Below are 22,115 nucleotides of genomic sequence, written 5' to 3' on the forward strand. Positions count from 1 at the left end.
CCGCGCCGGCGCGCCGGCCGCGCCCGCGGCGGCCGACGCCGCCCCTCTCGCCGACCGCAGCGCCGGCGGCCCCGCCGCCTACGCGCCCGGCGCGGCGGCGGCGGGCGTCAAGCCCGAGGAAGAGGATTTCAGCTACACCTACATGGCTCCCGCGCGGCACAAGTACGAGCTCCCGACGGACCGCCCCGCCGAGGAGAAGGATTGGCATCGCCTGCTGGCGCTCGCGCTGCGCGGCGCGGCCGCGCTGGCGATCGCCTACCTGATCTATCACTCGGACCTTCCGTACCTCGTGGGCCTCACGCGTCGCCGCCGCGATGGGACGTACGGCGCGTAAAAAAGTTAGAATCACCGTTCCGCTCCGCGTAGGCGGTCCACGATGATCTCTCGTTGCCCAAGCTGCGGCGCCCCAGCCCCCGACGAAGCCCGGCAGTGCCGGGCCTGCGGATGGGATTTCGTCGCCAACAAGAAAGGCGACAAGAAGCCCGAGCCTCCGAAGAAGGCGGAGGGCTTCTCCCTGCCGCCCGCGCGCGGCGGCGCCGCCGAGGCTCCCGCCTCCGGCCTGGGCATGGCGAAGCTCCCCAAGGTCGAGCCCGCGGGCTCCGCCGCGCCCGGGGCCCCAGACGAGAACCCGTTCGCCCTGCCCGTGGCGAGGAACCTCGGGCCGAAGCCCGGCGAGGGCCTGTTCGCCCCTCCTCCTCCCGCGCCCGAGGCGAAGCTGCCGGAGGCGAAGCCGATACCGAAGCCGGAGGCGGACGACGAGCCCGCGCCCCTGCTGCCGCCGACGAAGCCGAAGCGCGCTCCCGAGCCGGAGCCCGAGGTCGAGGAGAACGTCGAAGAGGCGCCTCCGCCTCCGCCGAAGAAGAAGGAGCCTCCTAAAAAGGACCCGCCCCGCGAGATCGAACGCCCGAAGAAGCCCGAGCCCGCTCCGGAGCCGGCCGCCGACGAGGAGGAGGCCGAGGACGAGCCCTCCGCCGCCCTCTTCCTCCCCAGCTCGACGAAGGAGATCGTCGTCGAGCCTGCCGCGAAGCGCGCCAAGGCGCCCGCCGGGAAGGAGGCCGCGGCGGCCGCCGGGAAGGGGGCCGCGGCGGCCGCCGACGCCGAGGACAAGCCCAAGACGGGGCGGCCGTCGGCCGTCTATCTCGCCGCGCTGGCCGGGGGCGTCCTCGGCCTGTTCAGCGTAGGCGCCATCTACATGATGATCCGCTCCGAGCCGCCGGTCGCCGCGAGGCCGACGGGCTCGTCTCCGTTCGGCAAGCGCGCCGCGGGGGACTCGACGATGACGCCGGTCTTCGAAGACGACTCCTCCGGCTCGACCGGCGCCGCTCCTCCCCCTTCTTCTCCCGCGCCGGCCGCGCCGAGCGACGCTCCTCCGCCCACGAGCCTTCCCGCGCCCGCTCTGAGCCGTCCCGTCGAGCCGCCGAGCCCCGGCGCCTCCTCCCCGGCGCCCGTCTACGCGCCCGCTCCGGCGCCCGTCCCCGCTCCGGTCGCGCCGCCGCCAGCCGCGGCGCCGCCGCCGGCCGCGCCGCCTCGCGCGACGGCGACCTTCCCTCAGATCGCGCGTCCCAAGCCCGCGGCGCCGCCCGCCGCCAAGCCCAAGCCCGCGCCGCCCGCGCCGAAGAAGCCCGCGGGGCCGCAGTGGGTGTTCGAGGGCACCGTCTACGACCTGCTCACGACGCGGGGCGCCTACGGCGTGCGCCTCGTGTTCGTCGACGCCGAGGACAACGAGGTCGCGTCGGCGGAGACCGGCGACGACGGCCGCTACCGCGCGACGATGAAGGCCGGCCCGGCGGAGGGCTACCAGCTCCGCATCCTGCACGACGACTACTCGGGCAAGCACATCGACGAGCTCGATTCGACGAGCTCGGTGCGCAAGGCCGACCTCGAGCAGCGCAAGTTCCTGATGCAGGCCGGGGCGCGCAGCCTCCCCTGGATCGGCGTCGTCGGCAAGCCCGTGCGCCGCGACATGGCGCTGGTCCCGAAAGTCTCCGCGGAATGAGGACGCGATGACCTACTCCCAGTCCGCGCTGCTCGGCGCGATCCAGGGCGTGACCGAGTTCCTCCCCGTTTCGAGCTCCGCGCATCTAGCGCTCGCCCCGCGCTTCTTCTCCTTCACGGATCCGGGGCTGACGTTCGACGTCGGCCTCCACCTCGGGACTTTGCTCGCGGTGCTGCTCTACTACCGGGACATCTGGAGCCGGATGCTGCTCGGCGCCGCTCGCGACCCCCGGGGCGAGGAGGGCCGCAAGCTGGGGCTGATCGCGCTGGCCACTCTCCCCGCCGTCGTCGCGGGGCTGCTCTTCGAGAAGGCCGCCGAGGACGCGTTCCGCGACCCGCGGCGCATCGGCCTATGCCTCATCGCGTTCAGCGGGGTGATGGCGTGGTCCGAGCGGAGGGCGAAGCAGACACTGGACTGGCGCGACGCCGGCGCGCGCGGCCTCCTCCTCGTCGGCGCGGCCCAAGCCCTGGCCGTGATGCCCGGCGTGTCGCGCTCGGGCGCTACGATCAGCGCGGCCCTGCTCCTAGGCCTCAAGGCGCCTCAGGCCGCCGAGCTGTCCTTCCTGATGGCCACGCCGATCGTCGCCGGCGCGGCGGTCCTGAAGCTGCGCCACCTCGGCCTCGCCGACGTCGACGGGGTCTTCCTGCTCGGGATCGCGGTGTCGGCGGCGACCGGCTTGGCCGCCGTCGGGGCCTTCATCCGCTTCCTGCCGCGCGGCGGGTTCAAGCCTTACGTCGTCTACCGCGTGGCGCTGGGCCTGGCCGCGCTTTTCCTGGCGCGCTGAGGCCCGGCGAAGGCCCCGCGCAGCTCGGCGAGCCGCTCGTAGGCGAGGTCTCCGGGGCAATCCGTCTGCTTGTAGTTGCGGTGGCCCTTCAGCGAGGCCGGATCGATCCCGAAGCGCTTCACGAGGAACCGTCCGACCTCTCCCACGGCCGCGAGCTGGGCCGCGGTCGGCTTGTCGTTCCTGGGCGCGTGGTACAGGCCCAGCAGGACGATCCCGACGTTGCCCTCGTTGTTGTTGAGCGTGTGCGCGCCGAGCGTCTCCAGCGGGCGCGCCTCAATGACGTTCCCGAGGGGATCCACGACGAAGTGATAGGCGATGTCGCTCCACTTCCGGCCGTTCTGATGGAAGTCCTGGATGAAGCGGGTCTCGTCGAGGCTCTCGTCGAGGCTCTTCGTGTAGCGCCCGTCGGTGTGGTGCAAGGTGATCCGCCACGGCAGGGGGTCGGGCGAGAGCGGATGGGTCGGCGGCGCCGCCCGCCACTCGGCGCGCCCGTGCACCAGCGGCGGCGTCGCGCCGGGGTCCATCGGGCCGCGCGAAGGCAAGGAGGGCAGGGACGGGGCGTCGGGGCCTTCGGCGAACGCCTCGGCGGAGTAGACCGTGACCTGGTGGTCGGACACGGCCCCGTCGTCGAGCGCGCGCAGGCGGACCGCGCCGGCGCCCCGCGGGAAGCGTCCCTTGGCCCAGAAGCGCCCGTCGGGGAAGCGGCGCACCGTGAGCTCGATCCAGCCGGCCGGGCCGCTCGGGCGCGAGGCCGAGAAGCGGATGGCCGGATCGGGCATCTCTCCCTGGATCAGCACGGTGTCCCAGGCGTCGGGGAGGGGGTCGCTGAGGCCGCTGTCGTAGACGATCTGCGGGCCGAACCCGGCGTATACCGAGAATCGGGCGCCTTGCCGGCTCCCGAAGGTCACCTCGGAGCCGAGGTCCCCCGCCCGGAGGGCCGGCGCCGCGAGCAGCAGCGCCAGCAGGAGGTCAGCCCGCAAGGGCCGCCTCGACGGCTTCGATCTCCTTGGGGACGCGGGTCAGGTTCTCGACGCCTCCTTCCCGGATGACGATGTCGTCCTCGATGCGGATGCCGCCGAAATCGAGGAACGAGTCGGCTTTCGCGAAATCGACGGACTGCTTGTGCTTGGCGCGAAGCGCCGGGTCCTTGAGCAGGGCGTCGATGAAGTAGACTCCGGGCTCCATCGTGATGACGAAGCCGGGCTCGAGCTTCGCGACGAAGCGGACCGGGATCTTGGTCGGGTTGGGCAGGACGCGCTTCTTTCCGCCGGTGACGTCGTGCACGTCGAGGCCGAGCATGTGGGTCAGGCCGTGCGGGTAGAACAGGCGCACCGCGCCGTTCTCGACCAGGCCGTCCGTCTCGCCGCGCAGGAGCCCGAGCGACTTGAGGCCCTCGGCGATGACGCGCATCGAGTACAGGTGCAGCTCGGCCGAGTTGACGCCGGGCCGGGCCTTCTCGATGCACTTCTTCTGCGTCTCGAGCACCACCGAGTACACGTCGCGCTGGCGGCGCGTGAACTTCCCGTTGATCGGGTAGGTGCGGGTGATGTCCGCCGCGTAGCCGGAGAGCTCGGCGCCCGCGTCGATGAGGAGAAGGTCCCCCGACTTCAGCGGCGCGTTGTTCTTGCGGTAATGCAGCACCGCGCTGTTGACGCCGGCGGCGACGATCGAGGGATAGGCGAGATGCTTGAGCCCCGCCTTCACGCACGCCGAGTCGAACGCGGCCTGCAGCTCGTACTCGCGCAGGCCGGGGCGCGTCGCCTTCATCACGGCGACGTGGGCCTTGCCGCTGACGTCGTTGGCGCGGCGCATCAGCCGGAGCTCGCCCTCGGTCTTGACGGCGCGCAGCTCGTCGAGCGCGTCGCGCAGCTTGGCGGGCGGGACGGGGCGGCGGCCCTTCAGGACCTTCTTGAGCTCGTCGGCGTACATGACGCGGTCCACGCCGAACAGCCTCTTCGCCTCGGCGGGCCCCGGCACGTGGCCTTCCCAGACGCGGTGGTGGGCGTCGACGCGCGGCACGAGCAAGGTCTCGCGCGCGCCGTCGAGCACGAGGTGGCAGCCGGGCTCCTCGACGCCGGTGGCGTACAGGAAATCGGAGTTCTGGCGGAACGCGTACTCGACGTCGAAGTTCCGCGGCACGGGCTTGCCGCCCTGGAGATGCACGAGGCCCTGGCCCTTGAGGCGGGCGGCGAGGCGGCGGCGGAGCGCGCGATAATGGTTCATCCGAGGATTATACATCGACCGGGAGCCGTTTGCGCAACGGGGCCGACTATGCTAGAATGTCCCTGAAAGCCGCCACCCCTCACCCTTGTACGGCATCTCGGGCGGCTTTCATCGGGGCGCGCGCCGCGAGGCGCGCGCCCCGCTGATTTCCAGCGTAGGACCTATGGCGGCGACTCCTTGGGACCTTCGCCTTAAGCGGTGATTTGTCCACGTTGATATAATGAATTCCATGAAATCCCAGCCGATCATCGCGTTGACGCTTTGCGCCGTTCTGGCCTCCCCCGGCGCGGCCCAGGTCCGCGTCGCGGCGGGGATGTCTCGCGGTCCCGTCGGGATATCGATGGTGCCTTCGCTTGGAGGCATGTCTTCGCCGATGACGCCCTCGCTCAACGGCGCCGTGTTTCTTTCTCCCGCGCTTTCTCTTTCCGCCGCGCCCGTTCCGTCGTTGAACGCCGTTGCCGCCCCCATCTCCGTTCTCTCCGCGGCGGCGATCCAGCCGCTCGTCCCCGCGGCCGCCGCGAATATGGCCGTCCCGAAAGCCGTTGCGCCGCTCGCGCTCGACGGCATGAAGCCCTTAGCGCAGCCGCGCAGCGAGTCCCCCTCCGTTTCCGCCGTTGAGATCCGGTCCGACAGCGAGGCGTTCTGGTCCGGCTCCGCGGCCAAAAAGGACCTGGATGATTCCGTCCCCGTCGTCGTCCCCGCCGCGAAGTCCCCGTCCTTCCTCGCCCGCGGCGCCGCCGCCCTGGCCCCCGCCGCCGCCCTGCCCGCCTTGCCCCACTGGGCCTCCGCCGCCGTCCCTTACGCGGAGGGCGCCGCCGTCCTCGCCGGCGCCTACGGCCTGACCCGCCTCTCCCGCTGGGCCATCACCAAGCTCGCGGCCCGCTTCGGCTGGGAGCAGAACACCGTCGTCCTCGCCCGCTTCATCACCAACGTCGTGGTCTGGACCTCCGGCGTCGGCGTCGGCCTGGCCGCTCTCGGCGTCTCCGGGACGGCCCTGCTCGCCACCTTCGGCGCCGGCGGCACGGCGATGGCGCTCGCGGTCACCCTCGCGGTGCGCGACGTGGCCGGCAACCTGTTCCACGGCGTGCACTTCCTGCTCTCCCGTCCTTTCACCGTCGGCGACAAGGTGACGATCGGCAAGACGACGGGCGTCGTCCACGACCTCACCTTGCGCTACCTGGTCCTCAAGGACGAGAACGGCGGCTTCATCCTCTTCACCTACAACAGCATCGCCGCCGCCGCCGTGAAGCTGTACGGCGAGTACCAGACGAAGGAGATCCGCCTCAAGCTCGGCAAGCCCGCCTTCCCGCGCGGCCTGCTGCGCGCGCTGCGCGACGCGGCCTCGCCCACGCTCTGGAAGCCGATCTTGTTCTCCGCCCTCGCGATCGCCGCCTTGTCCTTCTTCCCCCTTCTCCCCGTGGCGCTCAAGGGCACCTCGCTGTCGTGGCTGGCGAGCGTCCTTCCATACCTGAAGGCGGCCGTCGTCGCCTTCCTCACGGCCTCGGTCTCCCGCTCGATCAAGGCCGCCGTCGAGCGCCTCGCCGTCCGCTACGAGTGGACCCGCCCCGTGACGACCGTGCTCAAGCTCGGCGCCGCGGTGCTCACCTGGGTCATCGGCGGCTCCTTCCTGCTCAACGCCGCCGGCGTCTCGTGGGCCTGGGTCGCCGGCACGCTCTCCCTGTCGACCGTGCTGGTCTCGATCGCCGTCAACGACTACGTCAGCGCGGTGTTCCAGGGCGCCATCGTCCTGGCGCTGAAGCCCTTCCAGGTCGGCGACCGCGTCAAGATCGGCGAGCACGAGGGAACGGTCGTCGACATCGACTTGAAGTACGTCGTGCTGAAGCTCGACGGCGAAAGCTACATGCTCATCCCCCACTCCGTGGTCAAGGACTCCGCGCTCTCCGTCCCGCGCGAGTACGGCCAGCGACGGAAATAGAGAACAAAAGGAAAAAGAATGACCTCACCCCGCAGAGAAGACGTCCGCAACATCGCCATCATCGCCCACGTCGACCATGGCAAGACCACCCTCGTCGACGCCCTCCTCAAGGCGTCCGGCGAGTTCAACGTGAAGGCCGACGCCGCCCAGGAGCAGGTCCTCGACTCCAACGACCTCGAGCGCGAGCGCGGCATCACCATTCTGGCGAAGAACACGTCGATCCACTACGAAGACAAGACGATCAACATCGTGGACACCCCCGGCCACGCCGACTTCGGCTCGGAAGTGGAGCGCATCCTCAAGATGGTCGACGGCGCGCTGCTGATCGTCGACGCGGTCGAGGGCCCGATGCCCCAGACCCGCTTCGTGCTGCGCAAGGCGCTGGCCCTCGGCCTGCACCCCATCGTCGTCATCAACAAGATGGACCGCCCCCACATCCGCCCCCAAGAGGCGCTCAACAAGGTGTTCGACCTCTTCATCGACCTCGGCGCGACCGAGCCGCAGATGGACTTCGCGGTCGTCTACGCCGCCGGCAAGATGGGCTGGTCCAGCCACGACCAGACCACCCCGGGCACGGACATGAAGCCCCTGCTTGACACCATCATCAAGTCGGTCCCCGGCCCGCAGGTCGACCCGAGCAAGCCGCTCCAGATGCTCGTGACCATGCTCGATTACAGCTCCTACCTGGGCAAGATCGGCATCGGCCGCATGCAGAACGGCAAGATCGCCAAGAACGAGAACGTCGTCCTCATCAAGGGCGAGGACGGCAAGCTCATCCCCGGCAAGGTCACCATGCTCCAGATGTACCAGGGTCTCAAGCGCAAGGACGTCGACAGCGCTCAGGCCGGCGACATCGTCGCCATCGCGGGGCTGGAGACGATCAACGTCGGGGACACCGTCTCCGACGTGGCCAACCCGATCGCGCTGCCTCCCCTCGAGATCGACGAGCCGACCTTGTCGATGGAGTTCAACGTCAACAACAGCCCCTTCTCGGGCCGGGAGGGAAAGCTCGTCACCTCCCGTCACCTGCGGGAGCGGCTCCTCAAGGAGCAGCAGATCAACGTCGGACTCAAGATCGAGCAGCTTCCCGGCGAAGGCCACTTCCAGGTCTCCGGCCGCGGCGAGCTTCACCTGTCGATCCTCATCGAGACGATGCGCCGCGAGGGCTTCGAGCTCGCGGTGTCCCGCCCGCAGGTGATCTTCCGCGAGATCAACGGCGTGATGAGCGAGCCGATGGAGAACCTCGTCATCGACGCGCCCCAGCAGTACCAGGGCGCGATCATCGAGGCCCTCGGCCGCCGCCTGGGCCAGCTGCAGAACATGGCTCCCGAGGGCGCGTCCCGCGTGCGCCTCGAGTACTCGATCTCCTCGCGAGGCCTCATGGGCTTCAAGACCGAGCTGATGGCCATGACGAAGGGCACGGGCATGATGCACCACTCCTTCAACGGCTACGGCAAGAAGGGCAACGAGCCGCCGCCCCGCGTCAACGGCGTCCTCGTCTCCATGGCCCAGGGCACCACGACGGGCTACGCCCTCTCCGGCCTGCAGGAACGCTCGGACTTCTTCCTGGGACCCGGCGTCGAGGTCTACGAAGGCATGATCGTCGGCACCAACTCCCGCTCGTCGGACATGATGGTCAACCCGACCAAGGCGAAGGCGATGTCGAACATGCGCTCCAAGGCGACGGACGACGCCGTCCAGCTCGAGCCGCCGAAGATCCTCAGCCTCGAGCAGGCGCTGGAGTTCATCGACGACGACGAGCTGCTCGAGGTCACGCCCTCGAGCATCCGCCTGCGCAAGAAGGTCCTCAACGGCTCGCTGCGCAAGCGCGCGGAGGAGAAAGCCGCTTAAGCGCCGGCGCCGGACCGCGCTCTCGGCCGCTCCTCGCGGGGCGGCCGAGCTTTTTTGGGGCGGGCGAGGCCGCCTGCCGCCGTCGTGGGATGATCTCCTTCCTGGTTCGCTGCTTTTAAGCAACAGCACGTGGAATAAAGCTCTTTGCTTCGTTCTTTCAACCGCGGCGTTGCTTAAAAGCAACGAACCAGCGGAGGGATGCCCGGAGCGGCGGGGCCGCCGGGGCTGCCTAGTAGATCCAGCCCGGGACGCCGGTGTTGCGCTCGCGCGGGACCGCGCGCGGACGGGGCGCGGGCTCGTTGAACTCCGGCTGCCGGTCCTCGATGCCGCGCAGCTGGTCGCGCTCGGGGATGGACTCGATGAACGGCCGGCGCTGACGCCCGCGCTGGGACGGCGGCACGCCGCCGAAGCGGTAGGAGACGGTGACGCGGTGCTGGTCGCTGAGGGACTTGCCGAGGCCCCAGGCGTAGTCGAGCAGGATCCGGCCCTTCCAGCGCAGGCCGAAGCCCATGGTCAGGCCGGCGTCGTCGCGGTGGATCTGGTAGCCGAGGCGCGCGCCGTAGGTCTTCACCCAGAAGTACTCGAGGCCCATGTTCGCGTGCCACTCGCGCTCGTCGAGCAGGTAGTCGCCGTCCACCGAGGCGATCACGTTGTGGACCGACGGCACGCCGCCCTGCCAGGCGAAGCCGCCGCGGAGCGTCGCGGGCAGGGGCTCCTTCTCCTCGGAATACTTGATCTTCCCGCCGACGTTGAGCGCCGAGGCGCCGAAGCTCCAGCCGGCCTCCGGCGAGTGCACGAGATAGCCCAGGTCCGCCGCGAAGGCGCTGCCGGTCTGGGTGACGATGGTCGAGCGGACGAATTTGCCCCCCACGCCCAGGAAGTGGTCGATCTGATAGGAGGCGTCGCGCAGCTCGAGCGGCGTCATGCCGACGCGCTCGGCGTAGGCGCCGGACAGCACGAGGTCGGAGCCGGCGCTGACGCTCTCCGAGGAGCCCAGGGAGCCGTTGGCGTTGAGGCGGTTGACCTCGATCGTGCCGCTCTTCGAGTAGAGCAGGTTGGCGCCGGCGCTCGTGTAGCCGTTGCCCGAGACGCCGGTGAAGGGCGTCGGGCCCGCGTAGGCGAGGTTCTGGATCGAGGTCTCGCCCTGCCCCGTGGCGAAGCTGAAGTCGAGCTCGTGGGCGTTGAGGCGAGCCAGGCCCGCGGGATTGTAGAACAGGGCGGAGGCGTCGCTCGCGACGGCCGTGAACGAGGTCCCCATGCCGGCGGCCCGGGCGGACATCGGGATCTGCAGCACCGGAACGGCGGTCGTGCCCGGCCCCCCGGCGGCGCGGGCGAGGCCCGCGACGGAGAAAGACGCCAGGACGATGAGGAGGCTCCTCGTCATTTGATGATCGCGATCTTCTGGGTCTTGTGGATGCCGGGGGCGTCGATGCGCAGCAGATAGACGCCGCTGGCGACGACGGACCCGCTGACGTTGCGCCCGTCCCAATCCATGCTTCCCCGGCCCGCGGGCATGTCCGCGTCGAGCAAAGTCGAGATGTAGGTGCCGGTGACCGTGTAGAGCTTGATCGTGACGCGCCCGGGCGTCAGGGTCGCGTACTTGACCGTCGCCCTCTGGCCCCGCGCGGGGTTGAAGACGTTGTTGTAGGCGGTCAGCTCGGCCCTGGTCGCGGTCAGGTTGAGCGGGTTCGACATGCCGAGGGACGCGGTGCTGCCGTAGACGTTGTAGCCGAAGATCTCGAGGTAGACCGTGCCGGAGGCGGGGTAGCGCGCGGCGAAGCCGGGGGCGAGCCGCACGGACCCGGTGATGTGGCCCAAGGCGCTGCCCGAGGAGACGAAGGTCAGGAAGTCGCCGGCGAGCGGCGGCTGGTTCAGGCGCGTGTTGCTGAGCGGGCTGAAGTCGTGGTCGCGCAGCTGCGCGGAGGAGAAGCGCCAGTCCTGGATGCTCGTGAACGAGGTGACGTTCGCGTCGAAGGAGATCAGGTCGTTGTCGAAGCTCGCGGCGACGATGGAGCCGCCGAGGGCTCCGCCCTTCGGATACTCGAAGACGAGGCTGTAGGGCGTCGTCGACTGCACGCCGCTGGCCGAGCCGTTGAGCGAGTCCCCGCCGACCACCTGCACGTAGTACTGGCCGCCGGCGGGGGCGTTGTACTGGAGCACGACGGAGGCGGAGGTCGTGTTGCAGTCGGTGACCTCGCAGGAGCCGTCGACGGTGTTGACGCCGTCGTACGGCGGGGCCGCGGCCGCGACCTGGCGGCGGGAGCGGTCGAACAGCTTGAGCTGATAGCCCTTGAAGAAGCCGCCGAAGGCGGGCAGGTTCAAGGTGACCTTGATCAGGCCCTGGCCCGCGCCGAACGAGAAGAAGTCGGTATCGCTGGTCGGGTAGATGGTCCCGGACAGCGCCGGGCGCGTGCTCACGTCGGTCGCGGTCTCGAAGCCGTCGTTGCGCTCGTACGAGTCGCCGCTGCCGAGGATGAGGCCGTGCGCGCCGAACGCGTTGCCGATCGCGGCCTGCGTCGCCCCCGCGCCGCCGCAGGCCGCGGCCACCCGGCCGTCGGCGTCCACGCGGAGCATCGCGTCGTAGAACTCGTCGAAGCTTTCGGGGAAGAACAGGAGCGACTGGAAGACCAGGTTGTCGGCGCAGGAGCGGCCCAGGGCGTAGCCGCGGGCGGCGATGCGCTCCCGGCGGATGTCCCACAGCGCCTGCGACAGGTAGATGCTGTCGTCGTGGATCTCGCCGACCCACGACAGGTTGCTGAGCACCCGGCAGGGGATGCCGGGAAGCGTGCAGTCGAGGTCGCGCAGCGAGCCCGTGCCGCCGAGCGCTCCGAGGACGTAGGCCCCGATCGAGGGGTCGTTGAGGGAGCTGGCCGCGAAGTAGTCGGCGTTCGCCTCGGAGATCGCGCCGGCCTGGCCGAAGTTCTGCAGGGGCCAGATGCGCTCGGTGAGGTAGTGCACGTACTCGTGGTGGATGACGGTCGCGTCGTCCGAGAAGGCGTCCTCGGGCGCCGTGGTGTTGATGTCGCCGAACATCAGGTTGTCGTAGTCGGGGTTGTAGAAGGCGTTGGCCATGTTCGGGCCGACGTGCGCCATCGCGACGACCGGGCGGGAGACGGGGGCCGCGCTCGAGCGGTTGACGTCCCCGAAGAAGTAGTCATGCATCTGATTGAGGTGGTAGAACAGGTTGAGCTCGGAGCGCAGCCCGATCGGGGCGTCGGCGACGGTCCAGGTGTGGCTCGACGTGTTCGCCGCGCCGTAGGTGAAGGGGCTCGTCACCGTCAGGTAGCTCGACAGCGAGACGTCGTAGCCGTCCTGCTGGCCGCTCTCGTTCGACTTGAGGGTCAGGCGCATGATCTTGCCGGCGACGGCGGCGCCGTTGAAGGCCCCGCGGTTGCCGATGAAGCTGCCCACCGGGTCGCCGTTGCCGTCGCTGACGGTGAGCTGGTCGTCGTCGGCGATGCCGCCGCCGTTGACGTCGGAGGTGTCCTCGCCGGTGAACTCGCCGACCTTGAAGGTGCTGAACACGGGCAGGAACTTGACCGCCAGCGGCGCGGCGAGCGTCAGGTTGATCGTCGAGATCTGGGTCGTCGAATTAGGATACGGGTGCGGGGAGGAGACCGGGGAGGCCAGGGTCTGCCACACGCCGTTGCCGTTGTCGTAGTGCATGCTCGGGCCGCGGAAGTTGGCCACGTTGACGTAGGGCCCCTGCAGGCCCATGTTGATCTTGCCCTGCGCGCCGCCGCAGTAGAAGCCGTGCCCGAAGGTGGCGTTGCCGCCGGTCAGCGCGCGCGTGGAGGAGTCGGCGATGTACACCCACTGGTTGTCGATCGGGAGGTTCTGCGCCGGGGTGCTCGTCGGGTCGATCGCGAACACGGAGCCCTTGATCACGCCCGAGGTCAGGCAGACCTGGAAGCGGATGTTGTTGTAGCGGAAGAGGATCTGGCCGGTGCGGGCGTCGACGTAGTAGCGCCAGGCCGCCTGCGGCGCCTTGACCTTCACCTTCCAGGCCAGATGGGAGCGGCCGGTCGACTCGACGGGCAGGATCACGAGCGCGGCGGCGCCGTCGGCGGTCCCGCTCGCGTCGGTCTCCGCGGCGCGGACGGCCTCGGCGGCGGAGACGGCGGGCGTCAGGCTGAGGTCCAGGTCGGGCTCGTAGCGGGAGTTGGCGCCGATCACCGAGCCGTCCTCGTCGAGGTGGACCTTGACGCGGGCGAACTCGACGGGGATGCCGCGATGGGTCTGGCGGTAGAGCACGTGCCGGTGCCCGTCCCCCTTCGTTTCCTTCTCGACGAGCAGGTCGTCCGGGTTCACGCCGAGCAGGCCCGCCTGGTCCCTCAGGAACTGGCGGGCGATGGTCTCGGGCGGGCCCGAGCGGGGCGCGGTGCGGCCGTCGCTGAGAGACGCGGGCGCGCCGGTGCGCGGGTCGACGCGCAGCTTCCAGCGCCCCTCGTGCCGGGAGTTGAAGCGGGAGAACTCGTTGAGCAGCCCGGCGCGCGGGGCCTTCGGCGCGGCGACGCCGAGCTTGTCGAGGCCGAAGCGGCGGGCCTCCGCCTTCGCCTTCGGCGAGGGACGCACCGCCGAGGCGGGCGTCGCCGCGGCGAGGAGCAGGGCCAGCGCCGCGGCGGCGGGAAGGGCCTTCCTCATCGCGGGCTCTCGACTCGCCGCAGGCGGACGATGACGCCGGCGGCGGCCTCGACCTGGATGCGGCGCGAGGGGTCGCCGCGCATGGCCTTGGCGAGGAGGTCGAGGGCCTCGGCCCGGCGCGCGGCGGACAGCACCCGCACGGCGAGCGATTTGAGCTCGGGATCGTCCTGCCCGAGGGTCAGGTCGGCGAGGCCGAGCTCGACGTCCTCCCCCCGCTCCGCCAGGCCGGCCTGGGCGGTGAGGGCGAACTCCGGGGCGGGGGCCTTGTCGAGGAAGGACTTCAGCGCGGCGGTCGAGTCCGCGGCGTGGCGCCGCGCGAGCGCGCGGACGGCCGCGAGCCTGACCCGCCCGCTCTTGTCTCCGAGGGCCGCGGCGAGGACGGGGACGTCGCCGGGGTCGGAGAACACGCCGAGCGCGGCGCACGCCTCGGCGCGCACGGAGACCGACACGTCCGTCGCGGCGAGCTTCGCGAGGATGCCCCGTCCCTCGCGGCCGATCAGCCCCAGCGAGCGGGCCGCGGAGGCGCGCACGGCCTCGTCGGCGTCGGCGACGGCGCTCAGGAAGGGCGCCGAGGCGCCGGGCGTGCCGAGGCGGGCCAGGGCGACGGCGGCCGCGTCGCGCACCTCGCCCTCGGGGTCCTTGTGGGCGGAGTCGAGGGCGGCGCGGGCGTTGCTCCCGGCGACCTCCCCGAGCTTGAGCACGGCCCGGGCGCGGGCCGCGTCGCGCGCCATGCGCCGCAGCTCCTGCGCGGGCGTGGTCGGGGGCGCGCCGCCGGCGGTCTTCGTCTCGTCGATGAGGTTCGTCAGGCCGTCCACCTCGCCCAGGCGGTACAGGCTCGCGGCGGCCGCGATCCTCACGTCGGCGTTGGCGTCGGTCAGCGCGCGCTTGAGGAACGGGATCGCCGCGCGGTTCTTCAGGTCCCCCCACGCGGCGGCGACGACGGCGCGCACCTCGGGGTCGGGGTCGGCTCCCGACGAGGACAGCATCGCGACGGCCTCCCGCCCCAGCTCCGCGCGCGCGGCGGCGGTGGATTTCGAGACGGCGGGCTTGGCCGCCTGGGCGGAAATGGCGAGGAACGCCGGGCCGGCGGCGAGGAGCAGCATGCCCCAGGATGTTATCAGGGAAGCGTTACGGTAATATTTCAACGCGGGGGCGGAAAAACGGCAAATCTGGTGCGCCCGCCAGGAATCGAACCCGGATCACTTGGTTCGAAGCCAAGTACTCTATCCGTTGAGCTACAGGCGCGCTGCGTTGAGTTTACATGAATAATTCGGAATCGGCCAGAGGCGCTATTGGAAGCGCGCGCCCCGCTTACAGGGCCCGAGCCAACGCCTCGACGAAGGACGCGGCCGAAGGCCAGCGGTCCTCGGGGCGGGGTTCGAGGGCGCGGGCGATCGCCGCGTCCACGCCGGGCTTGAGGCTCAGCGCCGTCTCGGAGGGCCTGCGGTACATCTTCTGCGCCTTGAGCATCAGGCCGCCGGTGGGATAGGGCAGCACGCCCGTCAAGCTCTCGTAGGCGCACACGCCGAGCGCGAACACGTCCGCGGACGGCGTCACGATCCCCTGCTCCTGCTCGGGAGACATGTAGGCTGGCGTTCCCGAGACCTCGATCTTCGACATCGTCGACAGGGACTCCAGCACGCGCCGGGCGATGCCGAAGTCCATGACCTTGGCGAGGCCGCCGTGGATCATCACGTTCCCGGGCTTGAGGTCCTGGTGCACGACGCCCTGGGCGTGCGCGTAGTCGAGCGCCGAGGCGATCTGCCTCAGGAACGCGGCCGCCTCGGCCGGGTTCATCGGCCCGCGCCCGAGGCGCTCGTGCAGGCTCTCGCCGGGCACGCGCTCGAAGACGAGGAACAGACCCTGCTCGTCCTCGTGGATGGCGTGGATCTCCACGATGTTCGGGTGCTTGAGGGCGGCGACGGTGCGGGCTTCCTTCAAGAACCGGTGGCGCTCGCGCGGGTTGTCGGCGATCTCGGGCCGGAGCTTCTTGAGCGCGACGGGCCGCTGCAGGGCCAGGTCGAGCGCCTCGAACACGACGCCCATCCCGCCCTGGCCCAGCACCTTCACCAGGCTGAAGCCCTTGGGCACGGCGTCGGCGCGCGGCGCCGCGGCCTTGAGCAGGTCGTGGTCCTCCTTGCGCAGGGCCATGCGGATCGACGAGTCGCCTCTCTTGCGGAACAGCGCGAACGAGAAGAACAGCAAGGCCGTGCCCACGGCCCCGAGCCACACCGGCCACGACCGGGCGCTTCGCGGAGCGGCGCCGCCGCCGCGGAGGGCGACGGCGTCGTTGTACAGCGCGTCGAACTGGGAGTCGAGCGACGCCGCCTGGGCGAGGTCGGCCAGCGCCTCCTCGCCGCGTCCCAGCGCGTTGAGCGCGACGGAGCGGGCGATGTAGGCGTGCGCGTCCTTATTATCGATCGCGAGCGAGCGGTCGGCCTCGACCAGGGCCTCCTTCGGCCGCCCGAGGTCGGTGAGGTCGCGCGACAGGAGGTGCAGGGACCGGGAGTCCCTCGGGTTGAGGGCGACGGCCTGACGGGCGTCGTCGGCCGAGTCGGAGTAGCGCGACAGGGCGCGGCGCGTCATCGCGCGCAGGCGGAACGCGCCGGCGTCGGTCGGGCTCTCCGCGATGCGGCGGGTCAGGACGGACTCGGCGCCGGCGAAATCCTTGATCGCGATCTTGCCCGAGGCGTCGCGCAGGGCCGCGGCGCCGCGCACGTCGGGGACGGTCAGCCCGGCGGGCGGCGCCGCGGGGCCGCGGGAGGCGCCCCCGCTCAGGGCGCCGAACGAGATCGGCGAGGCGAGGATGGCTCCGTTGCCCGTTCCCTCGTCCTGGCGCATGCCCGCCGCGAGCTCGGCGATGCGGGACTTCACCGTCTTCTGGTCCACGGACGCCTTCACGGGGGCGGTGAGCTTCACGAAGGACTGCAAGGCGGGGTCCTCGGGGCTGCGCTGCAGGGCGGCCAGCGCGTACTCTCGCGCGGCGGCGGGGCTCTCCGATTGCACGAGGCGGGCCACTTCCTGGCGGTCGCGCGCGGCCTCCGGGGTCTTCGGCGGGTCGAAGGTGACGGCGGGCAGATTTCCGTCGTCGGTTTCATCGTCGGGTATGCCCTCGACCCCGAACTTCGTCCCGCGTCCCGCGGTCCGCGCGTCGTTGACCACGTCCCTGCCGGTCGCTACGACCTCTCTGACCAACGCGGGGACGGTCGTATCGACCTTTCTATCAGCCGCCGGGATGTCGCGGCAAAGGTCGGAGGACGCCTGCCCTTTAACGCAGTCGAGAAGCGTCCCCGTCGATCCGACGGTTACGCCCGATCCGGGCATCAACGCGGAATTGATGTCCCGCCTGATCACCCGGACGTTGGCGTCGAAGAAACCCGGGGCTATTGGCCCAAGTCTCGCCAAAATCTTCGGCCTCAACGACGGCACGGGGGAATTGCCGTTCAAACAGGTTTCGGAGACTCACCCGGAAGGGAAACACTACTTCACCGTCCGGAACCAAGAAGGCACCAATGACATCATCATCGCTTTTAAGCTAATTGACAACACCTATGGCGAATACTACTTGACCGACAAGACCGGGGTCCTGCGCGCCGCCGCGATCTTCGAGAATGATGATTACCACTTGATCACCAACGAGCAGGCCGCCGAGAAATACAAGGCCGAGCTGAAACTCTTCGCCAAGCTCGCCAAGGACCTCCCCCCCGCCGGAACCGCCGTCGCCGGCAACAGCTAGCTTTCGCCGGAAGCACCACAGAAGGCGGACCTTCGCCAAAAAGGTTCGCCTTCATTTTTTCCGGGCTACAGAATTAGAATCTGCTTAACTACCCGCAGAGAAAATCGGCCGCAGGTTCGCACGGATGCAAATGAAGCGCGCCCGTTCTCTTTTCATCCTAAAGAAGGAGAAGCTGTCTGGGCCATTAGGGTCTCCCCTCTTCCAGGGCGAAAGACCCTCGATGGATTACTCAGCTTCCAGTATCCTTAGACTATCAACTCTGTAGCCCGGGGAATCGGCCCCGGGGTATCCACGATCCGGCCTTAACCGGGTGAGTCCAGGGGAAGCGAGCAATGCTCGCTTCCCCATTTTTATTGGCAAAGAAATCAAATGAAACGTCACCCAGCGATTCTTAGCGCCAGGCTCACTCTCCTGGCAAGTCACAGCTTCGCGCGTGAACCGCAGGCCCCCCCCTCTCCAATCGCAGAGGGAGCCTCCTCGCAAACTGGGAGCATCAAGACCAAGCCCAATTCCAGCGGCTACGGAGCCGTAACCCTGTATGTCGGGAAATACGGCGAGACCATAGAACTCCCCTTTTACTGGTCCACCATGGTCGAGGTGAAGGGTGAGACGGAGGTCGTGTACTTCCATCGCAATTTTTACGACGACAAGGGCCTCGCTCCATTCAAACTGAAGCCGTCGAATTACAAGCTAGATGATTTCGCCCGACTGGAGCTCATGGAACTCATGGTCATTCCAAAAATGGCTCCCGGCGGTCTCCGCAGCCTGGCGGATATTCGTGCCGCCAAAGACAAGGAGCGCATGGAAGAGGGCGCCGACTACAAAATCGACGATGAAACCAACGAGTACGCCTGGCCTCGGGGGACATTCCATGTCCGAACCACACGGCCATATCGCGCCGTCCAGACATACACCGAGTCGCAGAATGAATTCTTTATTCTCACAACCGGCGGCATTCTGAACGATGGAGATTCCGGTCTCAGCGCGAAGCGCGCGGAGGATTACAACTACACGGTCGATCGCGCGTTGGAATCCCTTCGAAAACACGTCATTTCCAGTTCACACCCGCCCCAGGAGGATGCCGCGTCGAGGAATTTGTTCATTCCCGTCGGCGAGTTATCCCCGAACTTTTTTTCGAGCTTCAAGACTTTCCGTTTCGTCGTGCTGTTCGGGATTCTCGGAGGGGCGCTGACGGGCCTCGCCTTTTGGCCGGGGAAGAGCGTTCGTGCCCGCCGGACGAGGGACTTCGGCAGGAGCCTGTTCGTCTTCGCGCATCTCGCTGCGTTGGCCGGATTCATATCCGGCTACCTCCCCATCGCCATCGCCGGCGTAAAATGGCGGGTTTCGAACGACGCCACTCTTCTTCCCGTGATGCTTGTTCTACTGATCAGCGCTTTCGCGGCCCGCCGCCTCGGGAGTGCCCGCGCTGGGCGAGCCCTGGCCGCGACGGGCGCAATAGCTGTGCTTTGGGCTCTCCTGACGATCCTGACCCGGGGTCCCGGCGACCGGCTGCCCGCCGAATTCGGCGTATTCGGCAACACCGTGATCCTCTACTTCCTCGGCCTGGCGTTTGGAACCGCATTCGCCCTGGCCATCGACCATTCTCTTCAGGCCGAGGAATCCCGATGAATACCCTATTCATCGCGGTCCTGCTGGCGTTCGGGGTCTCCGGGGCTCATGCGCAGATGATCAGGCCGGACCATCAGGACCTGGCGACGAGCATTGCCAATCCGGAACTGCGTGCCATGGCCGAGCAGGTGCTGCAGAGAAAGAACCATTATTACGTACAAGAAGCATTGCGGAATCTGGAGGAACTCTAATGAACGACCGTCTGAAACTGCTCGCGGCCGGCCTCCTCCTTTCGACCGCAACTATGAGCCTCGCAATCGAGCCGGCGGCTCCGCCGCCGCCTTACGCCGCGACGACCGAGAAGTCTTCCGAGGGAAGCACCCTGTTCGTTGGAGCGTTCGGCGAAATCATAGAACTGCCATACGGCTGGACCGCCGCCCCCATCATGCACGGCGCGGCTGAGATCGTTCATTTCCACCGGAAATCGACTGATGATCTTGGCCTCAAGCCGTTTCATCCCAATCCTTCCGATTATAAGCCTGAAAATTTCGAGGCATTAGGATTGATGGAACTCATGGTCATCCCCAAGAACGCCCCAGGAGGATTCAAGAGTTTGGCCCAATTGCGCCAAGCCAAAGAAAAGGAGCTCTTGTCGAGCGGAGCCAAATATAAGATTGCCGAGCCAGCACCCGCCAGTGAATGGCCGCAGGGAACTTTCGACGTTGCGACCTCACGTCCCTACCGCTTGCTCCAAACGTACGCGGAGTCCGAAAAGGAATTCTACATCTTGACGACCGCATGGCGGCCCGATGAGGCCGCTTACGCGGAAGATAAACGTCGCGCGTTGAATTATCGATATGCCCTCGAGGCGGTGGACAGATCTCTCAAGCGTCATCTTTCGAAAATTCACGCGCATGGCGGCGACGGAAGGTGGTTCGCCGTCGATGAGAATTCACCTCCTTCCTCGAGCGCTCCGGACATTCTTCGGATAGCATACGCGATCGCTATCCCGATTGCCGCTATGGTTTTTTTCGCGCTTTGGCCGAAGAAATCGCCTCGTTCGGCGAAAATTCACCTCTTCGGACGAGCGCTGATCCTGTTTTCGCTTACTTCGGCGATCGCGGGTTTCTTGACTGTTTATGTTCCCGCTCGTTCGTCACATTTGTTTTGGCGCCATCTGGAAGATGCGCTGATCATAGCGTCCCTGCCGAACCTAGTGATTGCCTGGGGCGCTGCCCACGCTTTTGGAAGCAGGCATGTACGCCGAATCCTCCTGAGCGCGACGAGCCTCCTCGTCCTTTGGTCGGCGATATGGTTCTTTCAACCAAAAGAGACCGTTGAGGCCTCCGCTGGAGATGGACTGTATTTAGTTCCGCTCCTCCTTTTTGGACTCGGGATTCTAGTCGCTTCAGTGTTTACCGCGGCGTTCGGCCCAACTTTTCCCATCGGGGAGAGGAAGTGAAACTCGCGTTCGCTGTTGTTTTGCTCGGCACGAGTGCCATAGCAGTGCCGGCGGCGAAAGCGGTCGATCGGAACGCAGAACTCGTCGCCAAGATGAAAGAGCGAGACCCTGAAGTGCGTACGATGACCCTGGATGTTCTGCGTGAAATGAATGTCGACTACCAAGCTTTGGCCACGCGCAGGCTGGAGGAAGATGGCGAGATATTCGATCGCGCACGCATTGAGGTCGACGGGGTCAATGCGAAAGACAATACCGCGAATTTCGATCCGAGTCTTTTTGATGAACCGCCCGTACAACCCTCACATTCTGCACAAGACAGGAGTCCCGGCGTCATCAATAAGCTAAGACGGATTTTTGGTCATTCCCCTGCAGCCGACGTCGTCCTGGATATCTCAGATTACCGGAGCGCGTCAAACGGCGAAATGACCAAGAGAACCAGGGATGTGTTCGACGATTGGAAAACCCGAGAAATCAATGAAGTCGTCGCTCACAGCTGGGGGTGCGAAGCCGTGTATGCCGCGATCGTCAACGGATATATGCTTCCGCCCAAGAAACTCATCCTCACCGGAGTTCCTGACAATAGTTTCGTGAAATGGCAGCTCCTTGCGAAATATACGGGAACCAAAGTTTTCTGGGTCAGAGCTGATAACGACACGGTCGCGGCCGAATTGGGCACGCGCATCGGTAACAACAAGTCCTGGACCGGCTGGAATCTCGATTGGGAATCTTATTGCATTCCGGAGCGCCCTTCTTCGTTTTGCAATGCGCATGGTCGCGCCGCGAGCACGGCCACCAAGGTGTCGGTCGGGAAGTTGCCCAGCGCCGGCGGACACAACCGCGAAGAGTACTACGCGATTCTGAAGACAAAGGGGATTATCGCCGGCACCCCATTGGATTTGCGCAGGGCTGAATCAGCCAAAAAAGTTGCGGAAATCGCCGCGGTCGTACAGATTGCCATCGATACTGCGCACCGAGAAGCCTCGCAACTGGTCGCCCAAGCGCGTGAACAACGCATGCTCGCCAAGCGGGATCACGACGAACGCCTGAAAAACGCCTACGCCGAGCTGGCCCGGCGGTCCTGCGATCACCCGGGAAGCGTGTCTCAGACGGAATTGGATGCACTCCCTAAATCTTACGGAACGGACGCGATGAACACCCTGCCGCCTGGCCTTGGGGATTGCAGCGGATTGTTGTATGGCATGCTTCTTAGGGGCGCGACCGCAGATCAAATGCGCGCGTGGTCCGAGCGGGAAGACCCGGCACCCGCGAAGCCCGAATCGAACCCGGTTCGAGCCGTTCCGTTCGCCCCGTCGGATCCCACGCCGATCCGAGGCATCCCCGTGAGCGTTTTTCCGACCATATTATCCCTGGCGAAGGATCTTTCTGTCACAGCCTGCGGATCCCCCGACCGCGTCACGATAGACCAAGCCCTGACCATAAAGCTCGATGGCGTCGCCTTCTCGAGACACGCCGACCGGATCGCCGACGAATTGGCGCTCGGTCTCGGGCCATGCGAGAGCCGCCTCTTCCGCCGATTGATCGAAGTCATCCGAAACGGGGAAGGACCCGGGATCACCGTTCGCTGGGTGCAGGAGACCGCCGCGGCCTATCGCCCCGCGCCGGCGTATTTCCCGCCTCAATCGGGGAAGCGATGCGAGGATTACGGGAACGTCCGCTGCCCCCACTGAAAAAAGAAGGAGAATCTATCTGGGCCATCAGGGTCTCCCCGCTTCCAGAGCGAAAGACCCTCGATACCGCGCCAGCCATCGGGTATCCTAGAAGTCATCCAACAACCCTCTTGAGGGCGATGAGCGCGCAGGCCATATGAACCAAGCCGAGGAAGATCAAGGCGGAGCGCTCGTAACGCACTACGAGGCGCCGGAAGTTTTGGAGCCAGGCGTTGGTGCGCTCCAC

At 67.5% G+C, this 22,115-nt stretch carries 17 protein-coding genes and 1 tRNA gene; 10 read left to right on the plus strand and 8 right to left on the minus strand.

Translation table 11 applies throughout. The features are described 5' to 3' along the window. From HYV14_05025 to HYV14_05035, 3 genes are all read left to right on the plus strand, one after another. On the plus strand, nt 1–334 hold a 334-nt coding region (locus tag HYV14_05025; protein MBI2385361.1), incomplete at its 5' end, for a hypothetical protein. Nucleotides 335–376: 42 nt separating this feature from the next. After that, nucleotides 377–1,996: a zinc ribbon domain-containing protein gene (locus tag HYV14_05030; GenBank protein ID MBI2385362.1), complete on the plus strand. Its 1,620-nt coding sequence runs from the start codon at nt 377–379 to the stop codon at nt 1,994–1,996. A gap of 7 nt (nt 1,997–2,003) precedes the next feature. After that, nucleotides 2,004–2,780 (plus strand): undecaprenyl-diphosphate phosphatase, encoded by a 777-nt coding sequence (locus tag HYV14_05035; protein ID MBI2385363.1) that lies wholly within the window; start codon nt 2,004–2,006, stop codon nt 2,778–2,780. On the opposite strand, the gene HYV14_05040 is transcribed toward HYV14_05035, so the two are convergent. Both HYV14_05040 and HYV14_05045 read right to left on the minus strand, forming a co-directional pair. Beyond that, nucleotides 2,735–3,760 (minus strand): N-acetylmuramoyl-L-alanine amidase, encoded by a 1,026-nt coding sequence (locus tag HYV14_05040; GenBank protein MBI2385364.1) that lies wholly within the window; start codon nt 3,758–3,760, stop codon nt 2,735–2,737. The genes HYV14_05035 and HYV14_05040 overlap by 46 nt on opposite strands. Further along, nucleotides 3,750–5,003, minus strand: coding sequence for an aminopeptidase P family protein (locus HYV14_05045; protein MBI2385365.1), 1,254 nt, complete (start codon nt 5,001–5,003; stop codon nt 3,750–3,752). The genes HYV14_05040 and HYV14_05045 overlap by 11 nt, the downstream gene beginning before the upstream one ends. A 229-nt stretch (nt 5,004–5,232) precedes the next feature. Between HYV14_05045 and HYV14_05050 the strand changes: the two genes are divergently transcribed. Continuing rightward, complete coding sequence (locus HYV14_05050) at nt 5,233–6,939, plus strand: mechanosensitive ion channel (protein ID MBI2385366.1); 1,707 nt, start codon at nt 5,233–5,235, stop codon at nt 6,937–6,939. A gap of 18 nt (nt 6,940–6,957) precedes the next feature. Continuing rightward, nucleotides 6,958–8,790 (plus strand): translational GTPase TypA, encoded by a 1,833-nt coding sequence (gene typA, locus HYV14_05055; protein MBI2385367.1) that lies wholly within the window; start codon nt 6,958–6,960, stop codon nt 8,788–8,790. Between the two features lie 229 nt (nt 8,791–9,019). Here typA and HYV14_05060 read toward each other — a convergent pair whose 3' ends face one another. The 5 genes from HYV14_05060 to HYV14_05080 all read right to left on the minus strand — a co-directional run bounded on the left by HYV14_05060 (nt 9,020) and on the right by HYV14_05080 (nt 16,596). Continuing rightward, nucleotides 9,020–10,174: a PorV/PorQ family protein gene (locus HYV14_05060; GenBank protein MBI2385368.1), complete on the minus strand. Its 1,155-nt coding sequence runs from the start codon at nt 10,172–10,174 to the stop codon at nt 9,020–9,022. Then, nucleotides 10,171–13,434, minus strand: coding sequence for a hypothetical protein (locus tag HYV14_05065; GenBank protein ID MBI2385369.1), 3,264 nt, complete (start codon nt 13,432–13,434; stop codon nt 10,171–10,173). The genes HYV14_05060 and HYV14_05065 overlap by 4 nt, the downstream gene beginning before the upstream one ends. Then, complete coding sequence (locus HYV14_05070; GenBank protein MBI2385370.1) at nt 13,431–14,537, minus strand: HEAT repeat domain-containing protein; 1,107 nt, start codon at nt 14,535–14,537, stop codon at nt 13,431–13,433. Before HYV14_05070 ends, HYV14_05065 begins: the two co-directional genes overlap by 4 nt. Before the next feature lie 67 nt (nt 14,538–14,604). Next, nucleotides 14,605–14,679 (minus strand) — tRNA-Arg (locus HYV14_05075). Between the two features lie 66 nt (nt 14,680–14,745). Further along, nucleotides 14,746–16,596: a protein kinase gene (locus HYV14_05080; protein MBI2385371.1), complete on the minus strand. Its 1,851-nt coding sequence runs from the start codon at nt 16,594–16,596 to the stop codon at nt 14,746–14,748. On the opposite strand from HYV14_05080, the gene HYV14_05085 reads away from it, so the two are divergent. From HYV14_05085 to HYV14_05105, 5 genes are all read left to right on the plus strand, one after another. Next, nucleotides 16,589–17,170: a hypothetical protein gene (locus HYV14_05085; GenBank protein ID MBI2385372.1), complete on the plus strand. Its 582-nt coding sequence runs from the start codon at nt 16,589–16,591 to the stop codon at nt 17,168–17,170. The two genes, HYV14_05080 and HYV14_05085, sit on opposite strands and share 8 nt — an antisense overlap. Nucleotides 17,171–17,758: 588 nt before the next feature. Further along, the gene (locus HYV14_05090; GenBank protein ID MBI2385373.1) at nt 17,759–18,799 is read left to right on the plus strand and encodes a hypothetical protein; all 1,041 of its coding nucleotides are present in this window, start codon (nt 17,759–17,761) and stop codon (nt 18,797–18,799) included. Continuing rightward, nucleotides 18,796–18,990 carry a hypothetical protein gene (locus HYV14_05095; GenBank protein MBI2385374.1) on the plus strand — a complete coding sequence of 65 codons (195 nt, stop codon included), beginning with the start codon at nt 18,796–18,798 and terminating at the stop codon, nt 18,988–18,990. Before HYV14_05090 ends, HYV14_05095 begins: the two co-directional genes overlap by 4 nt. Beyond that, entirely contained in the window at nt 18,990–20,201 is a 1,212-nt protein-coding gene (locus HYV14_05100; GenBank protein ID MBI2385375.1) for a hypothetical protein, read from the plus strand. Before HYV14_05095 ends, HYV14_05100 begins: the two co-directional genes overlap by 1 nt. Then, nucleotides 20,198–21,889, plus strand: a complete 1,692-nt coding sequence (locus tag HYV14_05105) for a hypothetical protein (protein ID MBI2385376.1) — start codon at nt 20,198–20,200, stop codon at nt 21,887–21,889. Before HYV14_05100 ends, HYV14_05105 begins: the two co-directional genes overlap by 4 nt. 94 nt (nt 21,890–21,983) lie before the next feature. On the opposite strand, the gene HYV14_05110 is transcribed toward HYV14_05105, so the two are convergent. Then, nucleotides 21,984–22,115, minus strand: a 132-nt coding sequence (locus tag HYV14_05110) for a transposase (protein ID MBI2385377.1), incomplete at its 5' end; no start/stop codon positions are given.

The organism is Elusimicrobiota bacterium (assembly GCA_016182905.1).
Lineage (GTDB): Bacteria > Elusimicrobiota > Elusimicrobia > UBA1565 > UBA9628 > GWA2-66-18.